This window comes from Lactococcus protaetiae, assembly GCF_006965445.1.
Taxonomy (GTDB): domain Bacteria; phylum Bacillota; class Bacilli; order Lactobacillales; family Streptococcaceae; genus Lactococcus; species Lactococcus protaetiae.
The window spans coordinates 596,232-615,623 of the sequence record NZ_CP041356.1; the positions used below are offsets into that span (position 1 = coordinate 596,232).

At 38.0% G+C, this 19,392-nt stretch carries 30 protein-coding genes, 1 tRNA gene and 2 pseudogenes; all 33 read left to right on the forward strand.

Going from position 1 to position 19,392, the window contains the following annotated elements; genetic code table 11:
• The 33 genes and pseudogenes from FLP15_RS03025 to FLP15_RS03170 all read left to right on the forward strand — a co-directional run bounded on the left by FLP15_RS03025 (position 1) and on the right by FLP15_RS03170 (position 19,366).
• A complete protein-coding gene (locus tag FLP15_RS03025; RefSeq protein WP_142765942.1) occupies positions 1-261 on the forward strand; it encodes a hypothetical protein in 261 nt (86 codons plus the stop codon).
• Positions 236-1,830 (forward strand): annotated as a pseudogene (locus FLP15_RS03030) (DEAD/DEAH box helicase). The gene FLP15_RS03025 and the pseudogene FLP15_RS03030 overlap by 26 nt, the downstream one beginning before the upstream one ends.
• A 2-nt stretch (positions 1,831-1,832) precedes the next feature.
• Entirely contained in the window at positions 1,833-3,134 is a 1,302-nt protein-coding gene (locus FLP15_RS13530; protein ID WP_280954082.1) for a PriCT-2 domain-containing protein, read from the forward strand.
• Positions 3,131-4,168, forward strand: coding sequence for an AAA family ATPase (locus FLP15_RS13535; protein WP_280954083.1), 1,038 nt, complete (start codon positions 3,131-3,133; stop codon positions 4,166-4,168). Before FLP15_RS13530 ends, FLP15_RS13535 begins: the two co-directional genes overlap by 4 nt.
• A 384-nt stretch (positions 4,169-4,552) precedes the next feature.
• Positions 4,553-4,777, forward strand: a complete 225-nt coding sequence (locus FLP15_RS03040) for a hypothetical protein (RefSeq protein ID WP_142765943.1) — start codon at positions 4,553-4,555, stop codon at positions 4,775-4,777.
• On the forward strand, positions 4,767-5,123 hold the full coding sequence (locus tag FLP15_RS03045; protein WP_142765944.1) for a DUF1064 domain-containing protein: 357 nt from the start codon (positions 4,767-4,769) through the stop codon (positions 5,121-5,123). Before FLP15_RS03040 ends, FLP15_RS03045 begins: the two co-directional genes overlap by 11 nt.
• Positions 5,123-5,593: a DUF1642 domain-containing protein gene (locus FLP15_RS03050; protein WP_142765945.1), complete on the forward strand. Its 471-nt coding sequence runs from the start codon at positions 5,123-5,125 to the stop codon at positions 5,591-5,593. Before FLP15_RS03045 ends, FLP15_RS03050 begins: the two co-directional genes overlap by 1 nt.
• Before the next feature lie 142 nt (positions 5,594-5,735).
• Positions 5,736-5,999, forward strand: a complete 264-nt coding sequence (locus FLP15_RS03055; RefSeq protein WP_142765946.1) for a hypothetical protein — start codon at positions 5,736-5,738, stop codon at positions 5,997-5,999.
• 51 nt (positions 6,000-6,050) lie between these two features.
• Positions 6,051-6,281, forward strand: coding sequence for a hypothetical protein (locus FLP15_RS03060; protein WP_142765947.1), 231 nt, complete (start codon positions 6,051-6,053; stop codon positions 6,279-6,281).
• Positions 6,278-6,493 (forward strand): DUF1660 domain-containing protein, encoded by a 216-nt coding sequence (locus FLP15_RS03065; RefSeq protein WP_142765948.1) that lies wholly within the window; start codon positions 6,278-6,280, stop codon positions 6,491-6,493. Before FLP15_RS03060 ends, FLP15_RS03065 begins: the two co-directional genes overlap by 4 nt.
• 205 nt (positions 6,494-6,698) lie before the next feature.
• Complete coding sequence (locus FLP15_RS03070) at positions 6,699-7,157, forward strand: hypothetical protein (protein WP_142765949.1); 459 nt, start codon at positions 6,699-6,701, stop codon at positions 7,155-7,157.
• A 159-nt stretch (positions 7,158-7,316) separates the two neighbouring features.
• Positions 7,317-7,573, forward strand: a pseudogene (locus FLP15_RS12980) (HNH endonuclease); the annotation flags it as partial.
• Positions 7,574-7,576: 3 nt separating this feature from the next.
• Positions 7,577-8,113, forward strand: coding sequence for an HNH endonuclease (locus FLP15_RS03075; RefSeq protein ID WP_223804755.1), 537 nt, complete (start codon positions 7,577-7,579; stop codon positions 8,111-8,113).
• On the forward strand, positions 8,106-8,450 hold the full coding sequence (locus tag FLP15_RS12985) for a hypothetical protein (RefSeq protein WP_223804709.1): 345 nt from the start codon (positions 8,106-8,108) through the stop codon (positions 8,448-8,450). Before FLP15_RS03075 ends, FLP15_RS12985 begins: the two co-directional genes overlap by 8 nt.
• Positions 8,432-9,349: a hypothetical protein gene (locus FLP15_RS03080; protein WP_223804710.1), complete on the forward strand. Its 918-nt coding sequence runs from the start codon at positions 8,432-8,434 to the stop codon at positions 9,347-9,349. Before FLP15_RS12985 ends, FLP15_RS03080 begins: the two co-directional genes overlap by 19 nt.
• Before the next feature lies 1 nt (position 9,350).
• Entirely contained in the window at positions 9,351-10,784 is a 1,434-nt protein-coding gene (locus FLP15_RS03085) for a phage portal protein (protein WP_142765950.1), read from the forward strand.
• Entirely contained in the window at positions 10,781-11,944 is a 1,164-nt protein-coding gene (locus FLP15_RS03090; protein ID WP_142765951.1) for a phage minor head protein, read from the forward strand. The genes FLP15_RS03085 and FLP15_RS03090 overlap by 4 nt, the downstream gene beginning before the upstream one ends.
• A complete protein-coding gene (locus FLP15_RS03095) occupies positions 11,928-12,143 on the forward strand; it encodes a hypothetical protein (RefSeq protein WP_142765952.1) in 216 nt (71 codons plus the stop codon). The genes FLP15_RS03090 and FLP15_RS03095 overlap by 17 nt, the downstream gene beginning before the upstream one ends.
• A gap of 101 nt (positions 12,144-12,244) precedes the next feature.
• On the forward strand, positions 12,245-12,793 hold the full coding sequence (locus FLP15_RS03100) for a hypothetical protein (protein ID WP_142765953.1): 549 nt from the start codon (positions 12,245-12,247) through the stop codon (positions 12,791-12,793).
• Positions 12,794-12,997: 204 nt separating this feature from the next.
• Positions 12,998-13,074 (forward strand) — tRNA-OTHER (locus FLP15_RS03105).
• A 76-nt stretch (positions 13,075-13,150) separates the two neighbouring features.
• The gene (locus tag FLP15_RS03110; RefSeq protein WP_190288338.1) at positions 13,151-13,762 is read left to right on the forward strand and encodes a phage scaffolding protein; all 612 of its coding nucleotides are present in this window, start codon (positions 13,151-13,153) and stop codon (positions 13,760-13,762) included.
• Between the two features lies 1 nt (position 13,763).
• The gene (locus tag FLP15_RS03115) at positions 13,764-14,657 is read left to right on the forward strand and encodes a major capsid protein (RefSeq protein ID WP_142765955.1); all 894 of its coding nucleotides are present in this window, start codon (positions 13,764-13,766) and stop codon (positions 14,655-14,657) included.
• A 10-nt stretch (positions 14,658-14,667) separates the two neighbouring features.
• Positions 14,668-14,943, forward strand: a complete 276-nt coding sequence (locus FLP15_RS03120) for an Ish1 domain-containing protein (RefSeq protein ID WP_142765956.1) — start codon at positions 14,668-14,670, stop codon at positions 14,941-14,943.
• Between the two features lie 8 nt (positions 14,944-14,951).
• On the forward strand, positions 14,952-15,572 hold the full coding sequence (locus FLP15_RS03125) for a hypothetical protein (protein ID WP_223804711.1): 621 nt from the start codon (positions 14,952-14,954) through the stop codon (positions 15,570-15,572).
• A complete protein-coding gene (locus FLP15_RS03130; protein WP_142765957.1) occupies positions 15,559-15,924 on the forward strand; it encodes a head-tail adaptor protein in 366 nt (121 codons plus the stop codon). Before FLP15_RS03125 ends, FLP15_RS03130 begins: the two co-directional genes overlap by 14 nt.
• Before the next feature lie 229 nt (positions 15,925-16,153).
• Positions 16,154-16,384, forward strand: a complete 231-nt coding sequence (locus FLP15_RS03135; RefSeq protein WP_142765958.1) for a pyocin knob domain-containing protein — start codon at positions 16,154-16,156, stop codon at positions 16,382-16,384.
• Entirely contained in the window at positions 16,366-16,683 is a 318-nt protein-coding gene (locus tag FLP15_RS03140) for a pyocin knob domain-containing protein (RefSeq protein ID WP_142765959.1), read from the forward strand. The genes FLP15_RS03135 and FLP15_RS03140 overlap by 19 nt, the downstream gene beginning before the upstream one ends.
• Positions 16,684-16,691: 8 nt before the next feature.
• Entirely contained in the window at positions 16,692-17,129 is a 438-nt protein-coding gene (locus tag FLP15_RS03145; protein ID WP_142765960.1) for an HK97-gp10 family putative phage morphogenesis protein, read from the forward strand.
• Positions 17,126-17,494 carry a hypothetical protein gene (locus FLP15_RS03150; RefSeq protein ID WP_142765961.1) on the forward strand — a complete coding sequence of 123 codons (369 nt, stop codon included), beginning with the start codon at positions 17,126-17,128 and terminating at the stop codon, positions 17,492-17,494. Before FLP15_RS03145 ends, FLP15_RS03150 begins: the two co-directional genes overlap by 4 nt.
• Positions 17,491-18,111, forward strand: coding sequence for a hypothetical protein (locus FLP15_RS03155; protein WP_142765962.1), 621 nt, complete (start codon positions 17,491-17,493; stop codon positions 18,109-18,111). The genes FLP15_RS03150 and FLP15_RS03155 overlap by 4 nt, the downstream gene beginning before the upstream one ends.
• A 25-nt stretch (positions 18,112-18,136) precedes the next feature.
• Entirely contained in the window at positions 18,137-18,490 is a 354-nt protein-coding gene (locus tag FLP15_RS03160) for an iron-containing alcohol dehydrogenase (protein WP_142765963.1), read from the forward strand.
• Positions 18,491-18,588: 98 nt separating this feature from the next.
• Positions 18,589-18,819: a hypothetical protein gene (locus tag FLP15_RS03165; protein ID WP_142765964.1), complete on the forward strand. Its 231-nt coding sequence runs from the start codon at positions 18,589-18,591 to the stop codon at positions 18,817-18,819.
• Positions 18,806-19,366 carry a hypothetical protein gene (locus tag FLP15_RS03170; protein ID WP_142765965.1) on the forward strand — a complete coding sequence of 187 codons (561 nt, stop codon included), beginning with the start codon at positions 18,806-18,808 and terminating at the stop codon, positions 19,364-19,366. Before FLP15_RS03165 ends, FLP15_RS03170 begins: the two co-directional genes overlap by 14 nt.
• Positions 19,367-19,392 lie beyond the last annotated feature (26 nt).

Genomic DNA, 19,392 nt, shown 5'->3' on the forward strand with positions numbered 1-19,392 from the left:
ATGATTGCAGAAAAAAATCTAACAGGAAAATTTAAATTTGAGTTTTCAGAAGCTGTAAAATGTTTCTCTCAATGGCTAGTAAGTATTGGTCAAGGCTTCTCTTATAAAGAGAAAGACTATACTATCACAGCGAAATTTGAATGTGATGAAGACTATTATAATGCTGAGGCGAAAGCAATTGAATTAGAAGGTAAAGCAAACCCTCAAATGAGCTTTGATTTAGAGGAGGATAGTAATGGAACTCCGCCCGTATCAGAATGAAGCGAATGATCGAATCCAAGAAGAATGGGCGAGCGGTGTCAAGAAGACACTGCTTGTTCTTCCCACTGGGTTAGGGAAAACCGTGACATTCTCAGATTTAACAAAACAATTAGTAAGCAAAGGTGAGCGGGTTTTAATTATGGCACACCGTGGTGAACTGCTTGATCAAGCTGCAGATAAGCTCTACAAAGTAACAGGATTGAGAGCAGCAGTCGAAAAAGCCGAGGAAACGGCTAAAAATTCTTTTTATCGCGTAACAGTCGGAAGTGTTCAAACGCTCATGAGAGAAAAACGACTGGAACAATTCCCACCCGATTTTTACGACACGATTGTTGTTGACGAGGCACATCATGTTTTGGCCAATAGTTATCAAAAAGTGCTTGATTATTTTAGCGAAGCAAAAGTATTGGGTGTAACGGCCACCGCAGACCGGACAGATAAGCAAAACTTAGGACAATTTTTTGAGTCGCTTGCTTATGAATATTCACTGACAGATGCGATAAAAAATAAATACTTATCTCCAATGAAGGCTTTAACGATTCCTTTAAAAATAGACCTTTCAGGCGTTTCAATGTCTGCAGGAGATTTCAAAGCCAGTGAAGTTGGAACGGCATTAGACCCTTATCTGTATCAAATTGCGGATGAAATGGTGAAATATTGCAAGGATAGAAAAACAGTTATCTTTTTACCACTTGTTGCCACGTCTAAAAAGTTTCGCGATATTCTCAATGAAAAAGGATTTAAAGCTGCAGAGGTCAACGGAGAATCTAAAGACCGTGCGGAAGTACTGAAAGACTTTGACGATGGAAAATACAATGTCTTGTGTAATTCAATGTTGCTTACTGAGGGCTGGGATTCACCAGAGGTAGATTGTGTCATTATGCTTCGTCCAACCAAATCACGTCCGCTTTATGTGCAATGTATTGGACGTGGATTACGTTTAGCAGAAGGAAAAGAAGATTGTTTAATTTTGGATTTTCTTTGGCACACTGAACGTCATGAACTGATTCACCCGCGCACTTGATTGCTAAGGACGAAGAAATTGCTCAAAAGATGACGGAAAAAATGGCGGATGTTGAGGAAGATGAACAACTTCAACTTTTTGACCTTGAGGAAGTGGCAGAGGAAGCTGAAAGTGAAGTTGTTCAAGACCGTGAAAATGCACTGGCCGAAAAATTGGCTGCGATGAAGAAACGTAAACGTAAATTGGTTGATCCATTACAATTTGAAATGTCAATCCAATCAGAAGACCTAATTAATTATGCACCATCTTTCGGTTGGGAAATGGCACCAGCAAGCGATAAGCAAGTGGCAGCTTTGGAAAAATTTGGAATCTTTCCAGAAGAAATTGAGAATGCTGGCAAGGCTAAGTTACTCCTTGAAAAGTTAAATAAACGTAAAATGTCAGGATTGACCACACCTAAACAAATTCGATTTTTGGAAAGTAGAGGCTTTCAACATGTTGGAACATGGAATTTTCAAAGTGCTCGCCAACTGATTGACCGAATCGCAGGGAATGGTTGGAGAACACCACTTGATATTAACCCTAAAGAATACAAAGGAGCATGATTTTGGAAGAAAAATTTGATTTAGTTCCACTCCTTGAATATATCTCACCAGCCTCTCTTGATTATCTAGACTGGGTGTCTGTTGGAATGGCTCTGAAATTTGAGGGATATTCTTTTGATGTTTGGGACAGTTGGTCACAAGCCGATAGCAGATACAATGCACGAGAAATGGAAAGTAAATGGGAATCACTTGGTCATAGCGGGTCCACACCAGTAACTGGTGCATTCATTACCATGAAAGCAAAAGAAAATGGTTGGTCTTCTCAATCATTTAAAGGGAATGATGGCAACGAATTCTTAGGCTGGGATGATGAGGTGAGTGCCTCAAGAGATTATAAGTTCATTGACAAATCATGGGTTGAGGGTCAAGAAATTAGAGGACCCGATCATTGGAATCCGATTGAACAACTTAAAACTTATATTCAAACCCTTTTCAAAAATGATGATTATGTGGGTTATGTCGTTAATTCTTGGTTAAGGGATGACGGAAAATATTCTGTCAGTGGTGCGGGAAATTTTGCAAGGACTGCCGAAGAAATTCTCAATGATCTGGAAAAGTATAAAAATGAAAATGACTTGGGATTTATTGTTGGGGACTCTGACCCAAAAGCGGGTGCATGGATTCGCTTTAATCCCTTAGATGGGAAAGGAGTCAAGAATGATAATGTCACTGATTTCAAATATGCACTTGTTGAATCAGATAATTTAAGTCTTGATAAGCAAAATGCCATCATGCGTGAGCTAGAATTGCCGATTGCAGCTTTGGTTTATTCTGGAAGTAAGTCCGTCCATGCCATTGTTAGGGTGGATGCCAAAGATAAAAATGAATATCGTGAACGTGTTGAATATCTCTATAAGATTTGTAATAAGAATGGACTGCAAGTCGATGGTCAAAATAAAAATCCTTCTCGCCTTTCTCGAATGCCTGGCGTTATCCGTGGGGAACACAAACAATTCCTGATTGATACGAATATCGGTAAGACGAACTGGGAAGAATGGCAGACCTATATTGAGGATTTGAATGATGACTTGCCAGAGTTTGAAAGTCTTGCGGATATGTTTGAAGAAGATCCGCAACTTGCCCCAGTTTTGATTGATGAAGTTTTGCGCAGAGGTCATAAGATGTTGATTGCTGGACCATCAAAAGCGGGTAAATCATTTGCATTGATGGAGATGTGTATTGCGATTGCAGAGGGGATTCCTTGGTTTGGTTTTAATTGTGAACGTGGAAAAGTCCTTTATATCAATATGGAGCTTGACCGCCCTCAGCTTATAAACGATTCAAAGATATTTACCAAGGAATGAATGTTCCACTAAATCATTTAAAGAATATTAGTATTTGGAACATGCGTGGTCATTCTATTCCAATGGATAAATTGACACCAAAACTGATCAGACGTGCTCAAAAAGAACAATTTGATGCAGTGATCATTGACCCGATTTATAAAGTACTGACAGGTTCTGAAAATGATGCGGAACAAATGGCCAAGTTTACAAATAACTTTGATAAGGTAGCTGCCGAACTTGGGACATCTGTTATTTACTGTCACCACCACTCAAAAGGAGCACAGGGCGGTAAATCTTCTATGGACCGAAGTTCTGGTTCTGGAGTATTTGCCAGAGACCCTGACGCAATTCTTGACTTAATCGAACTTGAAGTGACTGACAGCTTGAGAAAACAACAAGATGCCAGGGCAGTTGCCAACTTCTACGCAGCCAAAATCAGAGATGAAAAACCAGAATATCTTAATGAAATTGGTCAGGATGATTTTCTGTCAGCTCCTGAAATGCGAAAACATTTGGCTTTGGCATTTGGGGATGAATGTGCTAGAGAAATTGCGGGATTTGAATTGGAACAAGTTCAACGAGTTGTGAAGTTGATGACTGCTTGGCGACTTGAAGGCACACTTCGAGAGTTTCCAAAGTTTGAACCAGTCAATCTGTGGTTCAATTATCCGCTACATTATTCCGATGATTCTGGAGTTCTGAAAGACCTTGAACCAGTTGGGAGTGAGCCAGCATTTAAACGTGGTGCCAAAAAAGGAAGTGAGAAAAATGCTTCTGAGGGTAAGAAAAAAGAACGTTTAGAAGCACGTAAAGATAAAATCAATCTCGCATTTGATTTCCTAATTGGTGACAGAGAAGGCATCCCGATTGGAGAATTAGCAAAAGGAATTGAAGGTCAGCCATCTAGTGATACTGTAAAACGTTGGTTACAAGAGTTTCCTAATGATTACATAAAAGACAAGAACGGTATCGTTACAAAGGTACTCAAAGCCTTAGATGATTCAGGAAATGAGCAGAGGGGGTCAGGTACTCAAAGCCCTGAAAGTGATTAGGTAAAAAGGTACTCAAAGCCTGTTCGGTTTTAGGAATTGCGTACCAAGCAAAAAAGGTGCTCAAAGCCCTCTATGTAATCATAAACAAGTGTATGCAGGGGTGGAATTTATTCATCCACCCCGTGCACACCTCAAGTATATGATTCCTGAAAAAGAAAAAAAGATAGAGGGTGAATGTTACAGAAAAAATGAGATGACTAGTGAAAGTAAAATATGTTGAATTTGTAAATGAAAGAATTGGAACAATAAATCACAGAATTAATTTTATTCTTGAAAGAATAAAAAAGCGGTTTGATATTGTTTCTATGCACCAGAGTCAATCAATTTCAGAATCTGGGGCAGTAAAAGTGGTTTCGTTCACAATTCTCTATAAGGACAAACGAGATGGACTATGAAAAATTTTTCAGTGACGTGGCAAAGTGGATTTTAGAGTGTAACTCACAGGCGATAAATTTAGGGTTCGGAAATGATGGGTTTTGGAACTGGGTTGTAAATTCGCTTGGAGAATTATGCACAAAATATAATTCTGAACCGTTGGTCATGAAACAGACGGATATGCTCATGGATTGGTTAGAAGATACTTGGGAAGAGGTGAAAAATGGCTCATAAATACGGAGCTAAAAAAGTAACGGTTGATGGGATCGCGTTTGATAGTAAGGCTGAGAGCATTTACTATAAATTGCACAAGCACGAGCCGAACATGAAAATGCAAGAGAAGTTTGTTTTGCAAGACAAGTTCAGACTTAATGGGAAAGCTTATCGAGAAATTTACTACAAACCAGATTTTACTTTCTATGATGATGCTGGTAATTTAGTCAAAATCGTAGATGTAAAAGGGATACTAACTACTGAGTTTAAGATTAAAGCGAAAATGTTTGCGGCTCGTTATGGCATTCAAATCACGATTGCCAAGAAGATTGCACGTAAAGATTTATTCACCGAGGAGGTGATCTGATGCCTAAGACGTTTGAAGGATTTACACGACCAGACAATGGTCCTATTACTGATTTAAATAACAATGTTCAGGCTGTTTTGAGCCAGTACCGCAAAATGCGAAACTATGCTACCGAGCTTGAAAATAAATTGGAACAGAAGAAAGAACAGCTTACTGAGGTTAATAAATCTCTACCAATAGTTCCGCAGTTCGTGGCGGATTGGATTAGTGAATTAAAAGAAGCTAAAAATGACCTCAGCTATGCTTTCTGGTGTAAGTTTGAAGATTGTGCTAGCTATGATTACAACAAAGCGATTGCATGGAGAGACAATCATCCAGATGAGTTCGCTCGTGCATGGCTTGACGGCTACCAAGTCGAAGAACCTAAAGCTCTAGTCAGTCCATGTCCTATTTGTGGCTATGAGGGTGTTAAATCTAACTTTTGTTCAATTTGCGGACATAAGAATGAATATGTTGAGGTTGAAGAATGAATAAAAAAATAAATGTAACATGCGAAAAATGCAAAAGAAGCTTTAAGCTTACATCTACTGATAGCTCTTTCCTTGATAAGGTTTTAGAAGAAGGGCATTATATTTGCTTCACTTGCGAAGATAAAGAAAGTGAGACCACAGAATGAGCGAACAAAAGTATTATGTGAAAGATTTATTGACAGGAGATGGAGCTTGGCTTGGTAAAGATATTTTTGGAGTTGTCAATGGTGGTTTTATTGAAGAATTCCGTGCTATTTTCACTAAATCAGAGCTTGCTGGAATCATGGACGGAGCACTATATAAAAAAGCTGCCCCTGATGTTTATGATTCACAAAGGGAAGAAATGGGACTTCCTGAATGGATAAACCCACTCATTGAGCTTGTGCTTGTGAAAAGCGAGGAATAAAATGACCGACAAACTAATATCGCTGGTCAATGACTGGTGGGGAGGAATTGAATGAAACAAGAACTAGGATATACACAGTATAAATTTAATTATATTACTGACTACGCAAAAGAAATTGATAAATCGGCAACACGAATGGAATTCATATGGCAGAATAGAGATTCATTTAAAAATAATGTTGATATTGAAGTAGCACTTAAAAGCGCTGTTGAAACTATTGAACGTCAACTTGAAGAGTTCAAAGGTTATCTGAAACCATTCGACAAGGAGGATAACCAATGAAACTACTGTGTAAGCTGTTCGGGCATAAAACAAAAGAAGAGCATCAATATAGACATTCTTGTTATCTGTACTGTTATAGATGTAAAGAAAATGTCTGGGTTGTTGCTCCGAAGAATGCAAAAGTAAAAGTCTGTCAGTGTCAATGGTGTGTTGAAAATAAAATCAACCGCTCGGACCTTGACGAGTCTGAGAATGTGTTCGGGGAGGAATAGGAATGGACTATAGAATAACTAAAGATACGAAAAATAATGGGGAGATGACTTTCTATGTCGAATATTTAGATAGATGGAGCGGTATCTGGCGGCGACGATTTGGAGGCATAGACGAGTATCTTTATAAGGCTCACAATTACTATCGTGCGAAAGCGAAGCTTGCCGAATTAGTTGGGAATCAGGTTAGGAGCACGGAGGTAATTGAGTGAATTTAAGAGCAGAATATGGCTATCTAATCAAAGCGCTGAGGGAATATCCCTTTACTAAACAGGTTGAACGACGGATAGAAGAAATACATTGCCCAGTCGCAAAAAATGGGAATGATCCTAATTGGTGGATTAGACCACAAAATTTTACAAAAGACCCACAAGTTTTAACACATCTAATTCAACTTGAATGTGACCCATTACTTTCTAAATGGAGAAGGCAGTACAAAGCAATCACTGAAATGATTGAGGAAACTGACTCAGTACATTGGAAAATAATTAAGGCTGTGTATATTCATAATGAGTTAACGGTTGAAGGGGCATTGAATAGATATGGAAATGGTGAAAAAACATATGGTTACAAAAATATAATACGTCCATTTTTTGAAAAGTTAGAACAGAAAATTGATGTAATTGCGGCAAACGAGCGAATAAACATAAGCTTTGCGGAAAAATGAGCACTTTTTGGCAAAAATCGCGGAAAAGTGACCGTTTTTTTATGATAAAATAGTATTGTGAATGAGTGGATAAAGGTACTACTCAATTCTCCTTATAGATTTTCCTGTCAGAAATGGCAGGTTTTTTTATGCAAATTTTACAGAAAGCGAGGTAAGAACATGGCGAAAGCTAAATACAAGGAATGGTTGACAGAAGAAAAATTAATTCAGCTTGAAGGTTGGGCTCGTGATGGTCTTACCGATGAGCAGATAGCCATAATATAGGGATTTCTCGTAAGACTCTAGCTGAATGGAAAAATAAATATGGTGACATAAGTGACACCCTAAAAAGGGGCAAAGAAGTTGTTGACATTCAAGTCGAAAATGCACTGCTTAAACGTGCTTTAGGTTATGAATTTGTTGAAGTAACTAAAGAGCGGATGTCATCAGAAGCTCAAAAGAAAAGACATGATGGGCAAAGTAAGCTTACCGAAAAACAATGGGCGGCTTGTATTGATTATTTTGATTCAAGTTGTTGTTATTGTGGAAAGTCAGGAAAACTGACAAAGGACCACTTGCAGCCGCTCAAACAAAAAGGCGAGCTTGAAATTGCTAATGTTGTGCCAGCTTGTGCTTCTTGCAATTCTTCTAAAAAAGATAATCAGTGGCTTTCATGGTTTCAAAAGCAAGAATTTTATACCAAAGATAAAGCTAAACTTATTCAAAAGTGGATAACTTTTTCATTAAGCATAAAGGAGCTTTTTGAAGAAGAGCCTTCTGAAAGTGAAATGGTTATTTCAAAAGAAGTTACTAAGCAGATTGCACCAGATACAACCGCAGCTATTTTCTGGCTTAAAAATCGTAAGCCGAATGAGTGGCGAGACAAAAAAGAAACCGAGTTGTCTGGTTCAGTTGATGTTAATGCACGGAGTCAAGAAATAAAAGATAGAATCAAAGGACGTTTAAAAGATGGATAATGACTTTGATTTTTATATGGATTTGGTACTTAATAATCCTGTGCAGTTCGGAATTGAATGCGGTTTTGATGATTTAGAAGACATTCACAACGACTGGATAAAAACATTCCTATTTGCTGAAGAAGATGAAACGCTATTGGCTCATCGTGGCTCTTATAAAACAACTTGTTTATCCATTGCTATCGCGATTATGCTGATAATGTACCCAAATTTGACAATCATTTTCATGCGGAAGACGGATACAGATGTCATGGAAATTGTAGTGCAAGTTCAAAAGCTTTTACAGGCAGACATATTTCAAGCGTTCGCTCATGCATTATGGGGATTGATAGTGTAGTCTTTATTAAAGCGACAACCACTGAGATAGACACTAATCTTAAAGAAAGCAACAAGGGGACTTCACAACTCCTTGCTTTAGGTATTGGGGCAAGTATTACAGGTAAGCATGCGGACATTGTTATTACTGATGATATTGTCAATTTGAAAGACCGTGTGAGTCGGGCAGAACGTGAGCGGACTAAGACCCAGTATCAGGAATTACAAAACGTGAAGAATCGTGGTGGTCGTTTCATTAACACTGGAACTCCTTGGCATAAAGAAGATGCAATCACAGGTATGCCAAACGTAAAACGCTTTGATTGTTATCAGACTGGACTTATTACTAAAGAGCAACTTGAACATTTACGTCAGTCAATGACTGCTAGTTTGTTCGCTGCTAACTATGAACTCAAACATATTGCTGACAAAGATGCAATGTTCACACAAGCGACATTTACAGATAAACGTGAGGCACTTAAAAATGGTACGGCACAGATTGATGCTGCTTACGGTGGGAATGACTATACAGCGTACACTGCTAAGAAAAATAATGTGATGTTTGGCAAGCTGTGGCATAAACATGTTGATGATTGTTTGGATGAAATTATTGAGTTACACAAAGCTTTTCAGTTAGGGACAATCTATGCCGAAGATAATGGGGATAAAGGATATTTAGCTAAAGAGATACATAAACGAGGTTTATTGGTTAAGTCTTATCACGAAACACAAAATAAGTATATTAAAATTGCGACATATCTCAGAGCATCATGGTCAAACCTTTTATGGCTTGATGACACAGATCCAGAATATTTGTCACAGATTTTAGATTACACAGAAAATGCCGAACATGATGATGCACCAGATAGTGCAGCTAGCCTGATTCGAGCAACAGAGAAAAATAGAAAGTGGGTGGTTTAGAGTGCTGTTAAGCGAAAATATTAATGAATTAGCTGGCGAAATCAAAAAAGCAATAAGCATGGATTTGCTTGATGTGCGCAAAAGTCGAGCAAAGGAAGGGGTGCGCTACTACAATCACCAGCATGATATTTTAAAGCAACGAATCTTTTATGTTGATGATAACAAACAATTGCATGAAGATACCTATGCAAGCAACGCACGGATTGTTCACTCCTTCTTGACTGAATTGATTGACCAGAAAGTCCAGTTGATGTTGTCAAATCCAGTCACTTATAATTGCGATGATGAATTGCTCTATGAACGGTTGGGTGAGTATTATAATTCCAAGTTTCAAACTTTTCTTCAAGATTTGGTTGAAGAAGGTTCACAAAAGGGTTATGAATATGTTTATGCACGGACAACTGCAGCTGACAAGTTAGCGTTTCAATTGGCGGATAGTCTTCAAGTCTTACCTATCTTTGATGAAGATAATCAGTTGGTGAGAATTCTTTACTACCACAGCAATATGATCAGAAAAGATGGTAAGAAAGTCTGGCTAAGACATGCGGAACTTTATGATAATGAAAAGGTCTGGTACTTTATTGCTACGGATGATGGAGCTTATCAATTGGACCAATCAAAGCTTGTCAATCCAGCCCCTCATGTCATTGCCAAACTAGATAATGAAGGTGACGAACTACTTGGGCGGAGTTATGGGACAATTCCTTTCTTTCGTTATCAGAACAATCGTAGAGAAAAGACAGACTTAGAGCCGATTAAGTCGTTGATTGATGACTATGATTTGATGGATGCGTTCCTTTCTAATAATCTTCAAGACCTGACGGATGCTTTCTATGTCGTCAAAGGATTTGACGGTAATATTGATGATTTGAATTTCAATATTAGAGCTAAAAAGCGGATTAGTATTCCTGACAGTAATGGTGATTTAGAGATGAAAACAGTAGAGATTCCAGTCGAAGGACGGAAGACAAAACTGCAACTTGACCGTGAAAATATTTATAAATTTGGATTCGGATTTGATAGTGCTCAGATTGGTGATGGAAATATCACAAACGTTGTGATATTAGGTCGATATACTTTGCTTAATATGAAAGCAAATAAGACGGAAACACGACTCCGTGAAGCCCTAGAATGGATGAATCAGATGGTGATTGATGATATCAATCGTCGCTTTAATACGTCCTATCATCCAGAAGAAGTCAGCTTTGAATTTACCCGTGAGATGTTGATTAATAAAGCAGATAATGCACAGGTAGCTAAGACAGAGGCTGAAACGAATCAGATTATTATTCAGACTTTACTTGCGGCTGCTCCATTATTGCCAAGTGATGAGGTGCTCAAACAACTTTGTGACATGTATGATTTAGATTTTGATGATATTCAGGCTAAGATTGATTTTCAAGATTATGACACATCTGATGGAGCTGAAGCATGAGTATTGATGATATTTTGCAAACACAGCTAGACCAAAAGAAACTTCACAGTTCTTATGAAGAAATATTGAGTGAAGTGGATAAAAAGGTAAAAGATTGGCTAGAACATTATGGCGATTTATCTTTTAGTAAGCGAATTGAGTTTGAGAGACTCCTCAATATTAGTAATGAGATCAGACTAATCATAGGACAACCTAGTATTGATATTGCTGAAACAATCAAAAGGCATATAATTATTGAAGGTCATAATGGATATAATTCTGTTTATTACGGTATTGAATCAAAGTATAATGTAAATCTGAACTTTAGTTTCTTAGATGATAGTTATTTAAAAGCACTTATGAACAGTCCAGTAGCTGGCAAAACTTTATCGCAACGTTTATATAAGTACCGTTCGCGCTTGGCCAAGCAAATCAGTGATGCGATTGCTAGAGGAATGGCTTTTGGTTATAGCTACTCACGTATTGCTCAGGAGATAGCGACAATATCAGAAGCGAGCTACAGACAAGCTTTAACAATAGCACGTACTGAGGGTGGGCGTATTCGTTCCAATACCACGCAACAAGGTTATGAAGAAGCAAGGGCGAAGGGCGTTGATTTACAAAAACAATGGATGGCTACTCTTGATGTGAGAACTCGTCAAGATCATTCACAACTTGATGGACAAATCAGAGATATTGACGAACCTTTTGAAGTGAATGGATATGAAGGTCAAGGACCTCGACTTTTTGGAATTGCTGAGGAAGATATTAATTGTCGATGTACAACCGTAACGGTAGTAAATGGTATAGCACCTAAACTTATTAATTCAGATAGGACAAGCAGTAAATGGCAGAATTATGATGAATGGATGGCTTATCAGAAAGCTAAAGCGGAAAACAGTATTGCCGGTTTGGTTGCAAAAGATGGAGTAACTATCAGTGGTATGACAGACCATTTGAAAGAACGGATTGTAGAACGAGAAGTGAATCTTGAAAATATCGTTAATGCAATATTGAACCCCTTATATATTTATCCTGATAAGGTTGATGAATTTGGACGAATTTCCCGTAAATATCTAGGGAAATATGCTACAATAGTTATAAACCCAGAAGATGGTAGTGCGATAACCACAATGGCCACAAGTTCAAGATTAAGGAGGAAGTATGGTAAAAATAAATAGTATTTTAACTCAAAAAGAAATTGATTTTCTTAAGCAAAAATTAGACTTCCCTGATGAAATGTCACTTGATGATTTTACGGATTTTGGTGACCAGGTTATTGATATTGAAGCTTCAGCGGTGATGAATAGCAGTGATGATTTGAAAGAAATTGCAGATATTGTAACAAAGATAACCACTTCAAAGGAGTGGTCAGAATAAAAGAAGCGTTTGTCATAAGGCAGGCGCTTTTCTTATGTTCAAAATGTTAATTTCAATGATATTTTGATAAAATGGATTAAAAATATCATTGGAGAAAAATTTTGGATTATATTATTTTTGCTATACTTTACTTGTCTACTATCGTTATTGCCTGGTTTATTTACAATTTGGTAAAAAAAATTCCAGAAATGATTTCAGAAAAAATTAAATCTGAAAGAGAGTTTGAGTTTAATAAAATACTTCAAATTGATAACTATTACAGAAAAGATGGCAACTTAGCAAAAATCATGACAGCCTGGTCTAAATATGTTATTGATAAGAATACTTTGAATAACGTTGGAAGTGCTAAAGGGCAAAAAGAAATGAATGATTTAATTCAGTTAACGGTTGGATATGGCTCTCCTCGAACAATTAGGCTATTGTCAATCATGTCTCAACACATTTATAATAACAAAATTCCGGATTCGCCGGAAAGTGGTCTAAAATTATGGGTTATGTTAGCTATGGTTGTTGTTTCGTTAAAAAAAGACTTTGCAAATCAGGTTATTGATCCCTTAGATATAATAAAGATTAGAAGTACTGATTTTAAAGAATATGAAGACACATATTCAACTTATGTTAAAGAAATCACAGAAGAAATAGGGAATTAAAATGAAAATAAATTTTGTACTCATTTCTATTGCAACGGTAGTTGTTTGCTTGATAGTAATGATTATATTTTATTTTTTATACAAATGGCTAAAGAAGTAGGTACACACTAAAAATGTGTGCCTTTTTCATACTCAATTAAACTCGTAAATTAGTTATATCAACAACAAAACCGCTTGTCTAAAACGAACAAGTGGTTTTCTTATAGGAATTTAGCTTAGTAGGTTAGAGCGTACTGTTTGTGCACATCAGTAAGACATGGGTTCGACTCCCATAATTTCTGTTGCTGACAGTCGGCAGCATATCCGACAAATACTCTCAGCTGGTGGCGCCAGCATAACAAAGCCATGGAGGAAAAAATGAACAAATATCTTGAATTTTTAAAAACAATTCTTGAAAAGCACACTGATGCTGAAACGGGTAAAACTGATTTTGACTCGGTCATGAACGAGTTTGAAAAGGAATTGCCAAAAAATTGGATTACCAAGGAGAAATTCGCTGAACAAACCGAACAACTCAACGAAGCGAAGACGACCCTTGAAAGCTTGCAAAAACAAAATAAGGATAACGAATCCTTGCAAAATGAGGTCAACGACTGGAAAAGTAAGTATGAAGTCTCAGTTAAGGACAACGCGATTAACACTGCTTTACTTGCTGCTGGAGCGAAAGACCTTGATTATGCGAAGTTCAAACTTGGTGAGGTTAAACTGGACAAAGATGGGAATGTAAAAGGACTTGACCATCTGGTTAAGGATTTAAAAGAAAAAATTCCTGATTATTTCCAAGTTGAAACACCAAAAGACCCAGACGATAAAGGTCAAAAGGGGTATAAACCTATTGATACAAAACTGGGTGCAAATTCAGATTCTACTTACTCAATGGAACAAATCCAAAATATGAGTACAGAAGAAATCAATGCAAATTGGGAGGCTGTCGCAGCTTCCATGAACAACAATGAAGGAGGACAGTAATATGTCATTTACAAATTTTATCCCTAAGCTTTGGAGCGCCCGTCTCCTTGCTAACCTTGATAATGCGCTTGTCGCAAATCAATTTGTTTCTCGTGATTACGAAGGTGAAATCAAAGCCTTTGGGGACACGGTTTACATTAACCAAGTGGGGGACATCACGATTAAAGACTATGATGGGTCTGATATTGATGACCCAGAAGAACTTGACTCTACCCAACAAACCTTGAGCATTGACCAGGCGAAATATTTTAACTTTATGGTGAAAGATATTGACAAAGCTCAATCTAATATTGGGTTGGTTGATACATCAATGGGACGTGCAGGTTACGCTATGGATACTGTGGTCGATAAAGATATCTTTGAAGTCGCTGCTAGTGGTGCAGGGGTTAAAGTTGGGACGGTCGCAACACCTAAAGAAATCACTGTCCGAAATGCCTATGATGAAATTGTCATGCTTGGGGTTACGATGGATGAAAACAACGTTCCTAAATTTGGACGTAAGTTGGCATTACCTGCGTGGTATTTTGGACTCTTGGCTCGTGATTTCCGTTTTACCAAGGATATGACCGTTCTTGCTAATGGAGTCGTACAAGGGGCTACGGTTGGAGGTTTCCAGCTTGTTTCATCTAATAACCTCAAAACAGAAACTAGCGGTGCGGTTCATGCGATTGCTGCTGGTGGTATTTCTCAATCAAACAACGGAAAAGTTCTTGGACCTATCCAGCTTGCAATGCAAGTCGTTGAAACGGAAGCTTACCGCCCACAAAATAACTTTTCAGATGCCGTGAAAGGGCTGACGGTTTGGGGACGTAAAGTGGTACAACCGAAAGAAGTGGCTGATTTTGTTATCGTGCAGGGCACAGAAACAACTCCAGATGATGGACTTGGCGCATAAGGGGCACAAAATGAAACAATATAAAGTTGAACAACGATTTAAAGACAATGATACGGGCGTTGTTTATGAAGTTGGTGAGCTTTATCCTAAATTTCCAACGGATGAACGAATTGCAGAATTGTTGGGTGATACACATCCTAATCATGAGGGAGCAATTCTCTCTGAAATTGAGGAGAAACCAAACAAGGATACAAAAGTCGAAGACATCAAGAAATATCTTGATAGTCACGGAATTAAGCATGAAGGCATCACTAAAAAAGATGAATTGCTTGCTTTGATTGATTAGGAGGAAAAATGCTACTAACTTTAGAAAGTGCAAAGACTTTTAAGCCGACGGTTGAACAAGTAGAACTTGATGGGTTAGAAGCAGCGATTCGAGGAATCACTAACAACCGTTTTCAAAATATCCATATTCGCTATGTTGGTTTTGAAGTGCAAAATAAAAAAGAGCTGGTTTTCCATAGTGATCCAGCTTTTTTACGCGTTGGTGACACGATTGAAATTAGTGGAACAGAGGTTAATGATGGGCTGTTTGTTATTGAAGATCTCTCTGATAAAATAGTGACTTTGAAAGGAGAGGTTGCACTCTTTGAAGGAATTTTTAAAGAAGGGTTCGTGACAAAGATTGAATATCCAGCAGACCTCATTGCTGGTGTTCAGAAACTCTTAACCTATTCATCAAAAATGGATAGCAAAGTTGGGATTAAATCAGAGTCGATTTCAAGAATGAGCATCCAATATTATGATGTGAATGCATCAGACAATGTGGAAGGCTATCCCGCTGCTCTATTTTCTTTTTTGAACAAATATAAAAAGATGAATTGGGGAACTGGACGAGCTTTGCCTATCCCTCCTAATCCATTTAGTCATCATATTTACGAGGACGAACGGAGGTTTGGAGATGGGGCTTACTAATTTTGTGATACAAAATTTTGTCAGTGCTGATGATGGAATAGGGGGACATGTCAAAGCTTGGCAATCTTTCAAAAACGTTGAGGGCTATCTTGATTTTCTAACAGGCACAGACCTTGCTACAAAACAAAATGCGATTGTTGAAGAGTCAACGCACTTACTGATTATTCCGATATTTACATCTGGAATTACAGATAAAATGCGTGTGGTTGACTCTGAACAGCGCTTTTACGATATCACTTACGCTGATGACCCAATGGGGTTACATCACCATAATGAGATTTATCTGTCTTTTTCAGGTGTCCAAGAAAACACTGAAGATAGCAGCACTGTGAAATTGGAGGATATTCAATGACACAAGAATACTTCATCACGACAAGTGATAAAACGGGGCAGAGTTCAAGGCAAAAATTGTCAAATGGATTAACGAAAATACTGAGAAATTTGATCCGACAGAACTCAATAACCTTATATCTGATTTACAAACTGCAACAGATGGGAATACGGCAGCTATTACATTTAAAGCAAATACGGCTGATGTAGCGACACAACTTGCAGAAAAGCTAGGTAAAAATGAAAACGCAGTGAGTGCCAATGTACTTGCATTACAACAAGCTACAAGAGATTGGAATAACTACGTGACTAGTGGTTTGTATCAGGGCGATGGCAATATGTCAAACGCAAATAACCAAACCGCGCCCCTTCAAGTGTTTGAATTGAGTAATGGAGACGTTGTTCAAGTAAGTTACGGTGCAAATTTAGTGGTTAGAGCAAGAAAAAACGGTGCTTGGACAGTTTGGGGGCTGTTCCTCTAACTAATGTAGGGGTTCAAGGTGGCTTATTTGCACAGTATGCATTATCAGTTCAAGTAGGTAATACTAATTCAAGTACGGTACTGAATTTAGATACTATTGGACAAAGCTATTACATCTCCAGTGCTGTAACGAACCTGACAGGAAGTTTACCGTATCCTGTTGGTACCGCTTATTGGTTGGAATATACATTTGTCAATTCATTAAAAAAGCAAGTTGTATACCCTGAGAGTACAACGTTGAAACCTTTATGGAGAACTTTAAATGGTTCAACATGGACAGCTTGGAAAGGTTTTAGTTAGGTGTTATCATGGCGATAAAGTACGAGAATAACTTTAGCAAGGCGATGGAGTTGCTTGATGAAAACGTAGAGGGTGCGTTAATCGCTGGAAGTGAGTTAGTTCGTTCACAGGCTAAAGCTAATGTCACGGCAGCGGATCGAGTAGATACTGGAAGATTGCGTGACAATATCAATTACAAACTCGTAAAAGATGGAAACTATACAGGGGGGATGGCTTCACAGATTGGCTCTCCTGAAGAATACGCTATTTATAATGAGTTCGGAACAGGAGAATTTGCGGAAAATGGCGCAGGACGAAAAGGTGGTTGGTTTTATCATAGTCCTGATGGTACCCCTCATTTTACAAAAGGTTTGACTCCGATTAAATTTATGCGTAATGCGTTCCGTGATACCAAGCAGGAGGTTGAAGCTGCTTATCAACAAGAGCTAGGAAAGGGGATGAAATGATTGAATTTTTAGAAACACTTAATCTTATGTTTCGGGAAGTATTTCCAGAGAGTTATTTGGATACAAATGATTCTGAGGAAATCATTTATCCTTATCTGACTTACTCACTTAACCTTGAAAATATCAACCGAAATACCGATGGTTTTTATCTGGATATTGATATTTTTGACAATGGCTCAAGCACTAAAAATATTTATAACATTGAAAGTCTCATCCGTCATCACTTTGATTATGAGTTGAAATTTACGGATGATATTTTTTTACGCTACTACTTCCAACGTTCCATTCCTATTCCAACATTGAGTGATACGTTGAAACGTAGAAATATGCAGTTATACTGCAAAATAGATTGGAGAAACAAATGACATTACCAAATTCTGGTTATACAAAAACTTCATCAGAAAATTTCATGATTAATGCAGGCACGATTGTGGTTGATGTTCAATGGGATGAAGCAACAAAAACATTTACTGGGACACCGCTTGGGGCGACAAGTGATGGAACCAAAGTAAATATTGAACAAAAATATCGTAAAATTGCCGTTGATGGCACAGGGCACGTTGATGTTCAAGGGCTATGGGTACTTGATGAAGCACACGCAACAGTTGGGGCTAAATTGAAGGAACTGACTGCCGAAAACTTGGCGCTTGGATTGAATGGTACCTCAAAAGATTCTACAGATTATGATGGCTATGTCGAAATCGAATCAAAACGTTACCTTGAAGAAGGAGACTATATTGAAAACATGGCCATTGTTGGTAAATTGACAGGAAGTGATAAACCAATTATTATCCTCTTAGACAATGTGCTGACCACATCCGCTTTTGCTTTAGAAACAAAAGATGGTGACGAAGCTGCAATTGACTATGAAGGGACAGCAAATGCTTCGTTTGAACAACTTCAAAAGGATGAGTTTCCGTGGCGAATCCTGTATCCTAAAACAACGACACCAGAAGGAACAGATCCAGAGATTAGTGCTTAATTTATCATAGAAAGAAGAAAATAATATGACAAAAATACTTGAACTACGAGAATTACGTGGGGACGACTTGTTCACACTGCTTGAAATTTTCGGGAAACTTGAAATTCAAGACGATATTGTGGAGATGTTCAATGGTGTTGACACAACTGACTTGTCAGTGATTGAAGCACGAGGAAAAGCACTCATGGTGAGCTTGATTTCTAAGTTACTGAAGAATGTGAAGTTAGTCAAAACAGAACTCAATGCTTTTCTTGCGGAACTAGCAGACACGACACCAGAAGAAATCGGGCAACTTAGTCTGGTCACTTATGGGAAGTTGGTCAAAGATTTTGTCACAAAACCTGAACTGAAAGATTTTTTCCAATCATTGTCATCATAAAACAAATTGATGACGGAGAACATCAGTTAAAAGATTTTCTTTTTAAAAGGTACAGCCATCCATTGTCAGTCTTAGCGACTTATTCGTTAGGAAGGGCAGTGGATTTTATTTTGTATCTTTATGAAAAAGAGAATGAGGAAACACTTTGGGAAATGTGGCTGTCTAAAGACGTTGAGGAAAATTTCTCAGACTTTAAAAAGAAAAACTTAAAAACCTTACGAGTCAGTGAAAAAGAAGTAATCAGTGCTGACAAGGCACAAGAAAACTTAGACTTTGCAGCTCAATATTTCAATTTTAGTAAGGAGGTAAAAATGAATGGAAGTATTTAGTTTATTTGGCACACTTGGTTTACGCGGCGCAAGTGATGTTAAGGCACAATTGCAAGATACAAGTAAACAAGCAGACAAAACAGCAAATGATTTTGATCGCTCATCTGACAAGACAGGGAAAAGCTCACAAAGTTTCTTAGCGAAGATTGGTAGTGGGTTTAGTTCTGCTGGGACTCTAGCGACTAATTTTGTGACAGGTTCTGTCAGAGCCATTGGGAACTTTGGACAATCTCTTGAAAATCAGGGACAAAAATTAGTGAGCTTTGGGGGTGGAGCAACCACAGCACTAGCAACAGTTGGAGTTTCGGTCGCTACGCTCACAGCCTCAATTTCAGCTGGGATGAAACGCTTGGATGCATTGAATGGTGCTAATCTTGTCTTTCAATCCATGAGAGCAGCTGCAGACAAATCTTTTGGAAACATTAAGCAAGCTGCTCAAAATATGACTAAAGGGACAGTAATGTCTGTGGGGACTTTAATTCTAAAGTTCAACAGTATATTGCTAAAGGGGTTCCACAAGCTGCAGCAATCGCAACGACAGCCTTAAATGCTTTTGTTAAAGGGACGTCAGTT